We start from the raw sequence: 13,975 nt of genomic DNA, 5'->3' as shown, positions 1-13,975 counted from the left end.
CAGCTTGCCAATAAAGGTTGTCGCCCATGGGATTGTTTTCTCGTAACGAGTCTGCCTCCAGTTCTGGCCGTTCCGCATCGCGTTCCTCATCTTCCAGCGAAGCTCAGGCCAAGGAACTTCGCGGTCGCGCGCGGCGCCGCCTGATCGGAGCTTTGGCGCTGGTACTGGCCGCCATCATTATCGTGCCGATGCTGCTCGATACCTCACCGTCACCCAATCAGGCCAATACGCCTGCCGTCGTACCTGCTATTGTTCCCCCGGCCGCCACGACCGAACCGCAATCCGCGCCGGCTGCTCCTGGTTCCGAGTCTGGCTCCACGACCGGTGGCGCGGTTACCGATGCACCTGTACCTCCTGCAGCTACGCCGGGCACCGAAGCCGACGCCACAACGAACGCTGCGCCCGAAGCGGCGGCTCCTGTCGAGCAGGCCAAGCCCGTGGCCAAGATTGAGCCCAAGCCAGAAGCCAAACCCAAGCCCGCCGAAAAGAAAACTGAATCCAGGCACGAATCCAAGCCAAAGGTGGAGCGTACCGATGATGGCGCCGTGGCCATTGCGCTGCTTGAAGGCCGTTCGCCCGGCAAAACGGCGCCGGCTCCTGCGGCGCATGGCAATTATGTCCTGCAGATCGCCGCTTATACCACCGATAAAGACGCCCAGAATCGCCGTGAACGTCTGGCGTCGTCGGGTGTCACCAATGCCTATGTCGAATCGGGCACATCAGGGGGCAAATCGACGTACCGTCTGCGAGTCGGCCCATTTCCCACTCGAGAGGCCGCGCAGGCCGCCCAGGCCCGCTTGCGTGCCCTGGGCTATGATAACGGTTTCATTTCCACTAAGTGACCAGCTTCGATTACATCGTGCTGGCCATCCTTGGTGTGTCGGCATTTCTTGGGCTTCTCCGGGGGCTCATGAAAGAGGTACTCTCGCTGATCGCTTATCTGGTGGCCTTTATTGCGGCCATATGGTGGGGGCCCAGGGTATCCGTCTGGTTGACCCCTTATCTCGAGAATGGGCTATTACGCACCGCCGCCGCTTATGCGGCGGTATTCATTGTGATGCTCTTACTGATTGGCCTCGTAAACGTAACTCTCGGGACCTTGATTAAAAAAACCGGCCTGACACCGGCCGATCACGGCCTGGGGGCCTTGTTTGGCTTGGTGCGCGGACTTTTGATCATACTGATTCTGGTATCCGCGGCGGGTTATACCGAGTTGCCCAAGGAGCCGTGGTGGCGGGACGCTCAATTGTCGGGTACAGCGGTTCGCGGGGTTCAGGAAATCAAATTGTTGCTGCCCCCGTCTTTGGCATCGTGGTTGCCGTATTAATTGATTTGACAGGAATTTAAAATGTGTGGAATTGTTGGGGTTTCAGGTCAGGGCCCTGTTAATCAGTTGATATACGACAGCCTGCTGCTGCTGCAGCACCGAGGACAGGACGCTGCCGGAATAGCGACCTCATCCGATCATTTTTTTAATATGTACAAGGCCCATGGCCTGGTGCGCGATGTGTTCCGTACTCGCAATATGCGTTCTCTGCCGGGGTCGAGCGGCCTGGGGCAGGTGCGCTATCCCACGGCAGGTTCCAGCGATAGCGTCGACGAGGCTCAGCCTTTTTACGTGAATGCGCCATTTGGCATTACCTTCGTGCACAATGGCAATCTGACCAACTGGCGCGAGTTGCGCGAAGAACTGTTCAGGATCGACCGCAGGCATATCAATACCAATTCCGATTCGGAAGTCCTGCTGAATGTTTTCGCCCACGAGCTGCAATTGGCGGCCAACGGGGTATCGCTTGACGAAAACGCCATTTTTTCGGCTGTTTCATCGGTGCATCGGCGCGCCAAGGGCGCTTATGCGGTCATCGCGCAAATTGCGAATTACGGCATGGTGGCTTTTCGTGATCCGTTCGGAATACGTCCCCTGTGTCTGGGCTCGCTGGAAACCGATGAGGGCACCGAGTGGATGGTAGCGTCCGAGTCCGTGGCGCTGGCCGGCTGCGGCTTCACGCTTGTGCGCGATGTGGCTCCCGGCGAAGCGGTCTGGATCGATCTGGACGGCAAGCTTACCAGTCGCCAGTGCGCAATTGATCCCGTGCATACCCCATGCGTGTTCGAGTACGTATATTTTGCGCGGCCCGACTCCTTGATGAACGGCGTGTCGGTTTACGATGCCCGCCTGAACATGGGGGAATACCTGGCCGACAATGTTGCCAAGACCTTGCGCCTGGGTGAAATAGATGTAGTCATGCCCATCCCGGATTCTTCGCGGCCCTCGGCCATGCAGCTTGCCGCGCGGCTCAATTTGAATTATCGCGAAGGATTCATCAAGAACCGCTATGTCGGCCGTACCTTCATCATGCCAGGCCAGGCGGTCCGCAAGAAATCCGTACGCCAGAAGCTCAATGCCATCGATATGGAGTTCAAGGGCAAAAATGTTCTGCTGGTCGATGATTCCATCGTGCGCGGCACCACCAGCCGCGAAATCGTCGACATGGCCCGCGCGGCCGGCGCCAACAAGGTCTTTTTCGCCTCGGCGGCTCCCCCCGTGCGGTTCCCCAATGTCTACGGCATCGACATGCCCACGCAGACGGAGCTGATTGCCACGGGCCGTGACACGGATCAGATCTCGCGCGAGATTGGTTCCGATGCGCTGGTCTACCAGGAATTGGGCGATCTGGAAAAATCGATACGCAACTTGAATCCGGGCCTTAGCCAGTTCGAGTCATCATGCTTTAACGGCCAGTATGTCACCGGCGATATCGACGCGGCTTACCTCGAACGCCTGAGCCAGACGCGCGGAGCAGCATCGCGGGAGCGCTCCGGTGGCAGCCTTGCGGCTGACGGCGACGATGCGGACGACGCCTGAATTGTGTTTGTAGGTACCCCCACAGGGCGGTACCTACGAAAACGTACTGTGCTCTTTCGCAGGAATGGAATCAACGACGCCGGATCAGCGCAATCAGGCTCAGGGCGCCGAGCAGGCAAAACAGACCCAGACTCCATATGGCGTATTCGACGCCGAGAATTTTGACCCTGGCATCCATGCAGGAGGCGAAAATGCCGAAGAGCCAAGGCACATGGGCATCCAGCCCGGTCTGGACCATGAATTTATCGGCAAACGTCTGGTCGCACGAAAACATTTTTGCCGCAACGCTGTATTGGTACCAGGCCGCCATCACGCCACCTATGCTGAGCAAGACGCCGATCAGGGATGCAATACGCGGCAGAATCCGGACACGCTCGAGTAAAAGCCCCAGCCAGCAAAAAATGGCGATCGACAGGTAGATCAGGCGCTGCAATACGCACCATGCGCAGGGCCGCATATTGAACAGATGCTGCGATATCAGGGCAAGAGCGACTGCGGCGATGCATAGCAGGGCGGTGATGTGCAAAAGCTTGCGATTTGTGTTGGTCATAGTATGGGCAGGGTTTGGCAAGAGGTTGGCGGGTGAATAATCATCATACCGGTCAGGGCTGCGATGAGTGTGGCCCGTTTGGACAGCGCATCGTGCTAATGGTTCGCCGCGGTCATGGCGGCCGCTTCGCGCAGCAGGTTCAGCAGCAACTCGTGTGCGCCGTCCCAGACGATTTGCACGCCCAGGCAGAGCAGTATGAATGCGGACAGGCGCATGAGCACAGCGGTTCCGCTCGACCCTAGTTTATGCAGGAACTGAGCGGCAAATCTCAGGCAGAAGTACACGATAAGCGAAGCGACGAGTATGGCGGGAATGGATCCGGCCAGCTTCGACAGGCTCTCGGAGGTGCTTTCTGTGTGCAAGGTGGCGCCTACCGTGATGGCGGCCGCCAGAGATCCGGGCCCGCAAATCATGGGGAAAGTTAGTGGGTAGAACGCCTTGGAGCGGATTTGCTCGCTGGAATAAGCCTCGGCCATATTTTGTGCATGTTCGGCGTCTGGCGTCGAGGCGCCGACCAGTTGCCAGGCGCTGGCGATGACCAGCAGTCCTCCGCCGACCCGGACGATGGGTAAAGAAATGCCAAAAAAATCCAGCACGATATTGCCGGCGATCATGGCAACGACCAGCATGACGCAAATATTGACGGATACACGCTGCGCCAGTTGCGTGCGCGTCGTGGCGCTGGCGCCTTCAGTCAGGCTGAGGAACAATGGGGCAACGGCCGGCGGGTTGAGTATGGGCAGCAGCGTGGCCAGTGCAAACAGGAAGCTGCGCCCGAAGTTGGCGATAAAGTCATTAAGAGTCATGAGAAATATTTTGCGCTGTAAAAGTGGCTCACGAGTCCGTCTCGTCAAGTTTGGTCAATAGACTGCGTTCGAACTGCAGTTGACGGCGAGGATGGCCAAGCACATCGCCTTCGATGATGAAAATGTCTTCTACACGATCGCCCAAGGTCATGACCTTGGCCATTTTGACGCTGACCGCATGAGTGGCGAAGACCTGTGCCAGGCCGTAGAGCAGCCCTGGCCTGTCGGCCGCGCTAATCGACAGGCGCCACGAAATGCCGCTTTCGTCGGGTTGCAATTCGATATTGGGCACGATGGGAAATACCCGGGAGCGTCGCGAGCCGGCGCGCCGCTGGATACTATAGCTTGGCCTGGGTGCATTGCTTCGACTGAGCTTTTCGGCCAGCTCATGTTCAATCAGCGCGGCCTGCGAACGGAAGTCCTTTTCATGGCTGGGCAAAAGCACGATAAAGCTGTCAAGCGCCCAACCGTGGCGGGTCGTATGAATGCGTGCTTCCTGGACGCTCAGGGCGCGATGGTCGAAGTAGTGGCAGAGGGTCACGAACAACTCGCTGACGTCGCGGGTATACACCATGATCTGCAGCCCTTCGTTTTGGCCGATGACTCTGGCCTTGACGACAGGTTCGACGGAATTTACGCGATAGTACAGATGGCGCGTATGCCAGGCAATTTCCGAGGCTTCATGACGCAGAAAATAGGCGACGTCGAGTTGTTCCCAGAAGGCGTCGCGGCTTTCGTCGCGTAAACCCATCAGGCGAATTTCAGCGGCGGCGGCCTCTTTGCGCTGCGCCAGTATGGTGCGGGTATCGGGCTGCGAACCTCCCAGGGCCAGCAGGGTCAGGCGGTAGAGGTCTTCGAGCAGCTTGCCCTTCCATGAATTCCAGACCTTTGGACTGGTGCCGCGTATATCCGCTACGGTAAGCAGATACAGGGTGGTGAGCTGGCGCTCATTTTCCACGCAGCGGGCAAATTCGTGCACTACACCGGGGTCGCTAAGATCGCGTTTCTGCGCAAAATTCGACATGGTCAGGTGTTCGCGCACCAAAAATTCCACCAATTGCGTGTCGGCATTGTCAAGGCCGTGTTCATGGCAAAAGCGGCGGGCATCCAGGGCGCCCAGTTCGGAATGATGGCCTCCGCGCCCTTTGGCGATGTCGTGAAACAATGCCGCTATGTACAGTAGCCAATGCCGATCGACTCCAGCCATCAATTGGCTGGCCAGGGGGTATTCCTGGGCATGCTCCGGCATGGTGAAACGCCGCAAATTGCGTATGACCATGAGGATATGCTGGTCGACCGTATAGGCGTGGAATAAATCGTGCTGCATTTGTCCGACGATTTTCCGGAATATCGGAAGATAACGCGGCAGGATATTAAGCATGGTCATGCGCCTCAGCGCATGCACGATACCTCGAGGCTGCTGCAGTATTTGTATGAACAGGCGCCGATTGACGGGATTGCGGCGAAATTGCGCATCGATGCGGCGTCGGGCGTGCCACATGGCACGGAGAGTTCGCGCCGACAGCCCCAGCAGTTCGGGAAGCTCCTGCATCACCAGAAAGGCCCGGAGCAACAGGGTCGGGTTGCGCGCGAATCCGTCTTCCCGGCGGATTTCAAGGCGATTCTGGACCATGCAGAAGTCGTCATCGATGACGCGCACCGGTGCGTCGGGTTGAGGAAAAAGCCGCTCCTCGAAAATCTGCATCAGGATGGTGTTCAACTGATTGACCGATCGGGCGGCCCAGTAATAACGCTGCATCAGGATTTCGCTGGGCCGACGGTTCTTCATGGCCTGAAAACCGTACACGGCAGCCAGAGCAGGCTGCAGGTCGAACAGCACTCGGTCTTCACGCCGCCCTGTGAGCAGGTGCAGCTCGATGCGCAGGCGTTTGAATGCCAGATCGGCGCGGCGCAAGGAACGGTATTCGGTCGGAGTCAATAGCTGTGCCCGCGCTATTTCACGCCAGGTATGCCCCAGTCCGGCCGCCTGGGCCAGCCACAAGATAACCTGCAGATCCCGCAATCCGCCCGGGGCTTCCTTGCAGTTGGGCTCGAGCGCGTAGGGGGTGTCTTGATGCCGCGCGTGACGTTGCTGCATTTCGGCCCGCTTGGCCTGGAAAAAAGTCTGCACATCAAGCTGATCGTGCATGGCATGCCTGAGCGCATGCAATAAATCCTTGCTGCCGGCCAGCCAGCGAGCTTCCATAAGCGAGGTTTCGACAGTAATGTCGTTGGCCGCTTCGCGTTGGCAATCGGCAATGGTGCGTACGCTATGCCCCAGGTCCAGTCCCAGATCCCACAAGGCCGCAACCAACGCTTCCAGTTGGGCGGTATCGGTATCGGAAGGGGGCGCCGTCAGGAGAATGAGGACATCGATGTCGGAGTGCGGATAAAGTTCGCCTCTTCCATAGCCGCCCACCGCGGCCAGCGTGGCGTGGGCGGGCAGCGGATAGAGTTTGATCAATTCGCGCAAGGCCTGATCAGTGACCCGCCGCAGGGCCGTCAGCAGTGTTTCGGGACGCAGATGTTCGCGAAATTGCCCGATGGCTTCCTGACGCCGCTGATTCAAGCTGTCGCGCAAGGAAATCAGGGGGCTTGCGCTCATGGTCCGTATGGTTGTTACTGGGGTGTGGCAATAAAGGCAGGCGGGCGAGGCATGCCTTCGGAAACAGTGAGAACCTCGTAGCCGGTGTCGGTAACAAGCAGGCTGTGTTCCCACTGGGCTGAAAGGCTGTGGTCGCGTGTAACGACGGTCCAGCCGTCGGCCAGTTGACGTATGTCCTTGCGGCCGGCGTTGATCATGGGTTCGATGGTGAAAATCATGCCGGGCACCAGCTTTACGCCGGTTCCGGGCTTTCCATAATGCAGGATTTGAGGATCCTGGTGGAATTTTCGGCCGACCCCGTGGCCACAATATTCCCGCACCACCGAAAAGCCATGGCTCTCGGCGTATTTTTGTATGGCATGCCCGATATCGCCCAGCGTGGCGCCGGGTTTGACTTGCGCGATGCCAAGCCACATGCAGTCGTAGGTTATTTCGGTCAGGCGCCTGGCCAGTATCGACGGCTCGCCTATGTAATACATGCGGCTTGTGTCGCCAAACCAGCCATCTTTGATAATGGTGACATCGATATTCATGATGTCGCCATTCTTGAGTACTTTGTCGCCCGGAATGCCGTGGCAAATGACATGGTTCACCGAGGTGCAGATCGAGCTGGGAAAAGGCGTATACCCGGGCGGCGCATAGCCCACGGTAGCCGATTCGACCTTCAGCTCATCGAGATAGTCGAGGCAGAGACGGTCAAGTTCGCCGGTGCTGATGCCGGCGCGCACATGGGGTGTCAGGAAGTCGAGAACCTTGGCCGCGTCCTGGCAGGCAGCCCGCATTTTGTTCAGATCGGTGGGGTCGGTAACAATACTACTCATAGTGGCTTGAAGAAGATGGGCTAAAGATAGTAGAATTATAGGCTTTCCTGAAAAAACAGGAAGACTGTCTGCAGCAATGGGGTAGTTGGGAGCAGTTGGAAGTGTTTGCGGCTTTATTGTTTGTGTTTCTTGTTGTAACGGCGCGATGATGCATGCCGAGGCCAACAATGGAGATGAACAGCTGAAACGAGCAGCAAAATTCCAATGCAAACCCAATGAACCAAAGTTGCGAAAATCGCGTGCCTTGTCATCCACATAGGGTGTTTGGTTGATTTTACCGAATACTGGCCTGGCACAAGACTAAACCCTTGGAGAAATCTATGTCTTTAATGCGTGAAATGCTGGAAGCTGGTGTGCACTTTGGCCACCAGACCCGTTATTGGAATCCCAAGATGGCCCCTTACATTTTCGGCCATCGCAACAAGATTCATATCGTCAACCTGGAACAAACCGTTGCCAAGTTTCAGGAGGCCACCAAGTTTGTGCGCCAGATCGCCGCTCGCGGCGGCAGCGTCCTGTTTGTGGGAACCAAGCGCGCAGCGCGCGAATTGGTTGCCGCGGAAGCAGCCCGTTGCGGCATGCCTTTTGTCGACAGCCGTTGGCTTGGCGGCATGATGACCAATTTCAAAACCGTCAAGAGTTCGGTAAAGCGCCTGAAGGAAATGGAAGCGGCGCTGGCTGAGGGCGCGACCGAGCGCATGAGCAAGAAAGAAGCGCTCATGTTCGACCGGGAACTGGAAAAGCTGAACAAGGCCATCGGCGGCATCAAGGACATGAACACATTGCCCGATGCCTTGTTTATCATCGACGTCGGCTATCACAAAATTGCCGTGGCGGAAGCCCGGACTTTGGGTATCCCCGTTGTTGCAGTGGTCGATACCAACCATTCGCCCGATGGCGTCGATTACATTATTCCAGGCAATGATGACTCGGCCAAGGCTATCGCTCTGTACGCCCGTGGAATGGCTGATGCCGTACTCGAAGGCCGCGAACAGAATCTGAACGGTCTGGTCGAAGAAATCGCTGAAGGCAGCGAAGAGTTCGTCGAAGTCAACGAAGAACGCGAGTAAATGCATGTGCCCGGGCGAAACGCCCCGGCACCCGCAGGCCCGTGATTGCTACGGGCCTGCGGCATGACATGTGTTTTTGCCCCGGCCCGGCCGGGGCGAGTTTTAGTGAATTGGAGAAAATAGTGGCTCAAATTACCGCATCGATGGTTAAAGAATTGCGTGAAAAGACCGACGCGCCCATGATGGAGTGCAAGAAGGCACTGACTGAAGCTGACGGCGATTTGGCTCGTGCAGAAGAGCTGCTCCGTGTCAAATTGGGCAACAAGGCCAGCAAAGCGGCAAGCCGTGTGACCGCCGAAGGCCTGATAGGTCTGTACATCGCTCCCGATGCCAAGCAAGGCACGGTTATCGAAGTCAATTGCGAAACCGATTTCGTCGCTAAAAACGATGATTTCGTCAATTTCATCAAGCAACTGGCCCAGCTGGCTACTACGCAAAACCCCGCCGATGTCGCCGCCCTGAGCGCTTTGCCCATGGGGGAAGGCACGGTCGAATCGACTCGTACCGCCCTGATCGGCAAGATTGGCGAGAATATCTCGGTGCGCCGTTTCCACCGCATTGCCACCGACAAGCAACTGGCCAGTTATGTCCACAGCGGCAAAATCGGAGTGCTCGTCGAATTTTCCGGCACCGAAGAGATCGGCAAAGACCTGGCCATGCACATTGCGGCTACCAAGCCCCGCGCCCTTGACGTCAGCGGTGTTGCCGCCGCCGATATCGCCACGGAGCGCTCGGTGGCCGAACAGAAGGCGGCAGAATCGGGCAAGCCTGCCGAAATCGTGGCCAAGATGGTTGAGGGTTCTGTGCAGAAATTCCTCAAGGAAGTCACTTTGCTGTCGCAGCCATTCGTTAAAAACGACAAACAGACTGTCGCTCAGATGCTGAAAGAAAAGGGCGCTTCAATCAATCAATTCGCACTGTATGTCGTGGGCGAAGGGATCGAGAAAAAGACCGACGATTTCGCTGCTGAAGTGGCCGCTGCCGCCGCTGGCGCTGCTTAATGCAATATTAAGCAACAAAGAGTTGGGTTCTGCTGACGCATAATCCAACTCTGACTTACACTTTCGTTGGATTGTTTGTTTAACCGGGATACTATCTATGACCACCAGAGCGTATAAGCGTGTTCTTCTCAAGCTTTCCGGCGAGGCGCTGATGGGAGAGGATGCTTTCGGGATCAACCGCTCGACTATCCTGCGCATGACCGAAGAAATCGCCGAAGTCGCCACGCTGGGTGTCGAACTGGCAATCGTCATAGGCGGCGGAAATATCTTTCGTGGCGTGGCCCCAGGCGCTCAAGGCATGGATCGTGCCACTGCCGACTACATGGGAATGATGGCCACTGTCATGAATTCCCTGGCATTGCAAGACGCGCTCAAGCACCGCGGCATCGATACCCGGGTGCAGTCGGCCTTGAATATCGATCAGGTGGTCGAACCCTATATACGCCCCAAGGCCTTGCGCTACCTCGAAGAAGGCAAGGTGGTGGTGTTCGCGGCCGGCACCGGCAATCCGTTTTTTACCACCGATACCGCCGCTGCGTTGCGCGGTGCCGAAATCGGTGCCGAAATTGTCTTGAAAGCAACCAAGGTCGATGGCATATACAGTGCCGACCCCAACAAGGATCCCAGTGCGACCCGCTACGCCCGGATCAGCTTCGATGAAGCGATTGTGCGTCGCCTCGAGGTGATGGATGCGACCGCGTTTGCCTTGTGCCGCGATCAAAAATTACCAATTAAAGTATTCTCGATCAATAAGCTGGGTGCGCTCAAGCGCGCTGTTTGCGGCGAAGACGAGGGCACCTTAGTTCACGTTTGATAAAGGAATTGCAATGAGTGTTGCAGAGGTCAGGAAATCGGCTGAATCACGTATGGCGAAATCACTTGATACGCTCAAGATCAGCCTGTCGAAAATTCGTACGGGCCGGGCACACGCAGGCATACTGGATCACGTTATGGTCGAGTATTACGGCTCCCCGGTACCCATCAGCCAAGTTGCCAATGTCAACCTGGTCGATGCGCGCACGATCAACGTGCAGGCCTGGGAAAAGAAAATGACAGCCCTGATTGAAAAGGCGATACGCGACTCCGATCTGGGCCTGAATCCTCAGGCCATGGGCGACAATATTCGCGTCCCCATGCCTGCCCTGACCGAAGAGCGTCGCCGCGACCTGACCAAGGTGGTGCGCACCGAAGGCGAAGACACCAAGATCGCCGTGCGCAATTTGCGCCGCGATGCCAATGAAACGCTCAAAAAACTGGTCAAAGACAAAGAGATATCGGAAGACGACGAACGTCGTGCCCAGGACGACATACAAAAGCTGACCGATCGCAATGTGGCCGAGATCGACAAGCTGGTGGCACAGAAAGAAGCCGAGATCATGACGGTTTGATCTCCCGTCGCCTATCGCCTGCAAGCATGTTGACCAGTTCCACATTATCCATACCCAGGAGTGCCGAGGTACCTCGGCATCTGGCTGTGATCATGGACGGAAACGGCCGCTGGGCTACCAAGCGTTTTTTACCGCGCACGGCCGGACACGCTCGCGGTGTGCAGGCCGTGCGGCGCGTGGTCGAGGCCTGCGGCAAACGCGGCGTCGAGTACCTGACGCTGTTCGCCTTCAGCTCCGAAAACTGGCGGCGCCCCAAAGAAGAAGTCTCGCTGCTCATGCGCCTGTTCATACAGACGCTGGAAAAAGAAGTTGCCAAGCTTGAAGGGCAGGGCGTGCGCTTGCGGGTAATTGGCGATTTGTCCGCTTTCGAGCCCAAGCTGCAAAGCCTGATCCATGCGGCCGAAGAGCGCACTGCTCATAATTCGACGCTGAACCTGACTATTGCCGCCAACTACGGCGGGCGTTGGGACATTCTCCAGGCCATGCATGCCTTGCTGCGTGATCGCCCGGCGCTGGCCGGGCAGCCGCAGGCGATAGACGAATCCCTGTTCGGCGAATACCTGTCCATGTCGTGGGCGCCCGAGCCGGACTTGTTCATACGTACCGGTGGGGAGCAGCGCATTTCCAATTTTCTGGTTTGGCAGCTTGCTTATACCGAGCTGTATTTTTCGGATGACTACTGGCCCGACTTCGGGGCGGAGGAAATCGATAGGGCGTTTGAATGGTACCGGACGCGTGAGCGCCGGTTCGGGCGCACCAGTGCGCAACTTGCCGAAAACAATAAATAGGGGGCCCTCATGCTGAGGCAGAGAGTAATCACCGCAATTGTGCTGTTGGCGGTATTGCTGGGGGCTGTGCTGGTTCGCAGTCCGTGGCCTTTGGTGCTGCTCCTGACCCTTGCGGCCGCCTGCGCCCTGTGGGAATGGCTGCGCCTTACGTGGCCTGCCCAACGCAGCCTTGCACCGCCTGTTATAGCCTTTGTGATGGCGCTTGCCATGTGCGCACTGGCGGACCAATGGCTCGCCCTTGCTCCTGCCCGCTGGGCTATCGACGTTCAACACGGCCTGAATCGCTGGATAATGCCCCTGGTAGGAGCGATCTGGGTCCTGGGCGCGACCGCCATCGTTATACAGGGCGATTCGTCAAGCAGGCGAGGCAGCATTTGTCTGAGTGCATTTGCCGTGTTTGCCGTCGCTGCCGCGTGGGGCGCCCTGGTTCAACTCTTTCTCACCCACGGAGCCTGGTTCCTGGTCTCTTTGCTGGCCATGATCTGGTTTGCCGATATTGGAGCCTATTTTGCCGGAAAGGCGCTCGGGCGCCATAAACTGGCGCCCCGAGTGAGTCCGGGCAAGACCTGGGAGGGCGCCTTGGGTGGAGTTATAGCGAGTATGCTGTGGGTAATGCTGAGCAGTTACCGGGAAGGCAGTTTCGGGGCCGCGCTGATGCAGCATTGGTCCTGGTGGGGTGTGGCCTTCCTGGCGGCGTTCCTGGCGGCGCTGTCGATTATCGGCGATTTGTTCGAGTCGCTGCTGAAGCGGCGAACAGGGGTAAAGGATTCCAGCCAGTTGCTGCCCGGCCACGGCGGAGTCTATGACCGGCTCGACGCTTTGTTGCCGGTTGCGCCGATTGCACTATTATTAACCGGAGCGTGGTTCTCATGAAGTTCCAGCGTGTGTGCGTACTGGGTTCGACCGGATCGATCGGCGTCAATACGCTTGATGTAATCGCGCGTCATCCCGACACGCTGTCGGTCTATGCCTTGAGCGCGCATAGCCGGATCGAGCAACTGGCTGCCCAGGCCTGGGCAACGCAGGCCGCCGTTGTCATCGTGCCCGACGAGCCGGCCCGTCAGCGTTTTATGCTGGCCTGGCCATCAGGCCGGAAATTGCCCGAAATCCGGATCGGAGCCGATGCTCTTGCGGCAAGCGCGGCAGATCCGGAGGTTACGACCGTCATGGCCGCCATTGTGGGCGCGGCGGGCTTGCCCGCGGCCTTGGCGGCGGCGCGAGCCGGCAAACGGCTGCTGCTGGCCAATAAAGAGGCGCTGGTGGCGGCAGGAAGCCTGTTCATGAAAACCGTTCGCGACCATGGCGCCGAGTTGTTGCCTATCGACAGCGAGCACAACGCCATCTTCCAGTGCCTGCCGCATGGCGGCCGAGCCGATGTCGGCGTGCAACCGGCCAAAGGCGTCCGGCGTTTGCTGCTGACGGCCTCCGGAGGGCCATTCCGGACGACATTGCTCGAGCAACTTCACGATGTAACGCCCGATCAGGCCTGCGCTCATCCGAACTGGAGCATGGGGCGCAAGATTTCCGTCGATTCTGCCACAATGCTGAACAAAGGGCTTGAGGTCATCGAGGCACACTGGCTGTTTGCCATGCCGGTCGATCGCATACAGGTGGTTATCCATCCGCAAAGCATGGTCCACTCCATGGTGGAGTATGAAGATGGCTCCATCCTGGCACAGCTCGGGCAGCCCGATATGCGCACGCCTATCGCCTATGGCCTGGGATTTCCGGAACGCATCACCAGTGGAGTGGGGCTGTTGGCCTTGACCGCTTTGGGCCGGCTTGATTTCGAACAGCCCGATCTGGAACGATTCCCTTGTTTGAGGCTGTCTTTCGAGGCGCTTGGGGCGGGCCAGACGGCGTGCGTGGCCTTGAACGCCGCCAATGAGATCGCCGTCGACTGTTTTCTGAAACAAAAAATCCGCTATACCGAAATATCCCACATTATTGAAGGGTGTCTGGACCGTATGGCGGGCCAAGTCGGCTCAAGCCTGGATTCGCTTGAAGAAGTGCTGGCGTTTGATGCCGAAGCCCGCTCGTTTGCGTCGCAGTTATGCCATGTAAAATAAGGCCTGCCCAG

General features: G+C 57.8%; 14 protein-coding genes. 10 read left to right on the top strand and 4 right to left on the bottom strand.

What is annotated here, in order from left to right:
* Window positions 1-26 precede the first annotated feature (26 nt).
* The 3 genes from ACYVIS_RS13350 to purF are packed head-to-tail and all read left to right on the top strand — an operon-like array spanning window position 27 to window position 2,866.
* Window positions 27-842, top strand: coding sequence for an SPOR domain-containing protein (locus ACYVIS_RS13350; RefSeq protein WP_232743252.1), 816 nt, complete (start codon window positions 27-29; stop codon window positions 840-842).
* The gene (locus ACYVIS_RS13345) at window positions 839-1,327 is read left to right on the top strand and encodes a CvpA family protein (RefSeq protein WP_232743251.1); all 489 of its coding nucleotides are present in this window, start codon (window positions 839-841) and stop codon (window positions 1,325-1,327) included. The genes ACYVIS_RS13350 and ACYVIS_RS13345 overlap by 4 nt, the downstream gene beginning before the upstream one ends.
* Window positions 1,328-1,348: 21 nt before the next feature.
* Complete coding sequence (gene purF / locus ACYVIS_RS13340; RefSeq protein ID WP_232743250.1) at window positions 1,349-2,866, top strand: amidophosphoribosyltransferase; 1,518 nt, start codon at window positions 1,349-1,351, stop codon at window positions 2,864-2,866.
* Window positions 2,867-2,936: 70 nt separating this feature from the next.
* On the opposite strand, the gene ACYVIS_RS13335 is transcribed toward purF, so the two are convergent.
* The 4 genes from ACYVIS_RS13335 to map form a co-directional block, all read right to left on the bottom strand.
* Window positions 2,937-3,416 carry a disulfide bond formation protein B gene (locus ACYVIS_RS13335; protein WP_232743249.1) on the bottom strand — a complete coding sequence of 160 codons (480 nt, stop codon included), beginning with the start codon at window positions 3,414-3,416 and terminating at the stop codon, window positions 2,937-2,939.
* Between the two features lie 95 nt (window positions 3,417-3,511).
* Window positions 3,512-4,222 (bottom strand): MarC family protein, encoded by a 711-nt coding sequence (locus ACYVIS_RS13330; protein WP_232743248.1) that lies wholly within the window; start codon window positions 4,220-4,222, stop codon window positions 3,512-3,514.
* 28 nt (window positions 4,223-4,250) lie between these two features.
* Entirely contained in the window at window positions 4,251-6,827 is a 2,577-nt protein-coding gene (locus ACYVIS_RS13325) for a [protein-PII] uridylyltransferase (protein WP_232743247.1), read from the bottom strand.
* A 14-nt stretch (window positions 6,828-6,841) separates the two neighbouring features.
* On the bottom strand, window positions 6,842-7,648 hold the full coding sequence (gene map / locus ACYVIS_RS13320) for a type I methionyl aminopeptidase (RefSeq protein WP_232743246.1): 807 nt from the start codon (window positions 7,646-7,648) through the stop codon (window positions 6,842-6,844).
* A 320-nt stretch (window positions 7,649-7,968) separates the two neighbouring features.
* On the opposite strand from map, the gene rpsB reads away from it, so the two are divergent.
* From rpsB to ACYVIS_RS13285, 7 genes are all read left to right on the top strand, one after another.
* A complete protein-coding gene (gene rpsB / locus ACYVIS_RS13315) occupies window positions 7,969-8,718 on the top strand; it encodes a 30S ribosomal protein S2 (protein ID WP_232743245.1) in 750 nt (249 codons plus the stop codon).
* Window positions 8,719-8,840: 122 nt separating this feature from the next.
* Window positions 8,841-9,719, top strand: a complete 879-nt coding sequence (gene tsf / locus ACYVIS_RS13310) for a translation elongation factor Ts (RefSeq protein ID WP_232743244.1) — start codon at window positions 8,841-8,843, stop codon at window positions 9,717-9,719.
* A gap of 97 nt (window positions 9,720-9,816) precedes the next feature.
* Window positions 9,817-10,533 (top strand): UMP kinase, encoded by a 717-nt coding sequence (gene pyrH, locus ACYVIS_RS13305; protein ID WP_232743243.1) that lies wholly within the window; start codon window positions 9,817-9,819, stop codon window positions 10,531-10,533.
* A gap of 13 nt (window positions 10,534-10,546) precedes the next feature.
* Complete coding sequence (gene frr, locus ACYVIS_RS13300) at window positions 10,547-11,107, top strand: ribosome recycling factor (protein WP_232743242.1); 561 nt, start codon at window positions 10,547-10,549, stop codon at window positions 11,105-11,107.
* A 26-nt stretch (window positions 11,108-11,133) separates the two neighbouring features.
* A complete protein-coding gene (uppS, locus tag ACYVIS_RS13295) occupies window positions 11,134-11,895 on the top strand; it encodes a polyprenyl diphosphate synthase (protein WP_232743241.1) in 762 nt (253 codons plus the stop codon).
* 9 nt (window positions 11,896-11,904) lie between these two features.
* A complete protein-coding gene (locus ACYVIS_RS13290; protein WP_232743240.1) occupies window positions 11,905-12,768 on the top strand; it encodes a phosphatidate cytidylyltransferase in 864 nt (287 codons plus the stop codon).
* Window positions 12,765-13,964: a 1-deoxy-D-xylulose-5-phosphate reductoisomerase gene (locus ACYVIS_RS13285; protein ID WP_232743239.1), complete on the top strand. Its 1,200-nt coding sequence runs from the start codon at window positions 12,765-12,767 to the stop codon at window positions 13,962-13,964. The genes ACYVIS_RS13290 and ACYVIS_RS13285 overlap by 4 nt, the downstream gene beginning before the upstream one ends.
* Window positions 13,965-13,975 lie beyond the last annotated feature (11 nt).

This window comes from Paralcaligenes ginsengisoli (assembly GCF_054781135.1).
This window is presented reverse-complemented; position numbering and strand designations above follow the sequence as displayed.

Excerpts from the sequence above, each read along its gene's own strand:
- ACYVIS_RS13350 (WP_232743252.1), top strand. The coding sequence starts at position 27 with ATGGGATTGTTTTCTCGTAACGAGTCTGCCTCCAGTTCTGGCCGTTCC.
- purF (WP_232743250.1), top strand. The coding sequence starts at position 1,349 with ATGTGTGGAATTGTTGGGGTTTCAGGTCAGGGCCCTGTTAATCAGTTG.
- ACYVIS_RS13335 (WP_232743249.1), bottom strand. The coding sequence starts at position 3,416 with ATGACCAACACAAATCGCAAGCTTTTGCACATCACCGCCCTGCTATGC.
- ACYVIS_RS13330 (WP_232743248.1), bottom strand. The coding sequence starts at position 4,222 with ATGACTCTTAATGACTTTATCGCCAACTTCGGGCGCAGCTTCCTGTTT.
- ACYVIS_RS13325 (WP_232743247.1), bottom strand. The coding sequence starts at position 6,827 with ATGAGCGCAAGCCCCCTGATTTCCTTGCGCGACAGCTTGAATCAGCGG.
- map (WP_232743246.1), bottom strand. The coding sequence starts at position 7,648 with ATGAGTAGTATTGTTACCGACCCCACCGATCTGAACAAAATGCGGGCT.
- rpsB (WP_232743245.1), top strand. The coding sequence starts at position 7,969 with ATGTCTTTAATGCGTGAAATGCTGGAAGCTGGTGTGCACTTTGGCCAC.
- pyrH (WP_232743243.1), top strand. The coding sequence starts at position 9,817 with ATGACCACCAGAGCGTATAAGCGTGTTCTTCTCAAGCTTTCCGGCGAG.
- frr (WP_232743242.1), top strand. The coding sequence starts at position 10,547 with ATGAGTGTTGCAGAGGTCAGGAAATCGGCTGAATCACGTATGGCGAAA.
- uppS (WP_232743241.1), top strand. The coding sequence starts at position 11,134 with ATGTTGACCAGTTCCACATTATCCATACCCAGGAGTGCCGAGGTACCT.
- ACYVIS_RS13290 (WP_232743240.1), top strand. The coding sequence starts at position 11,905 with ATGCTGAGGCAGAGAGTAATCACCGCAATTGTGCTGTTGGCGGTATTG.
- ACYVIS_RS13285 (WP_232743239.1), top strand. The coding sequence starts at position 12,765 with ATGAAGTTCCAGCGTGTGTGCGTACTGGGTTCGACCGGATCGATCGGC.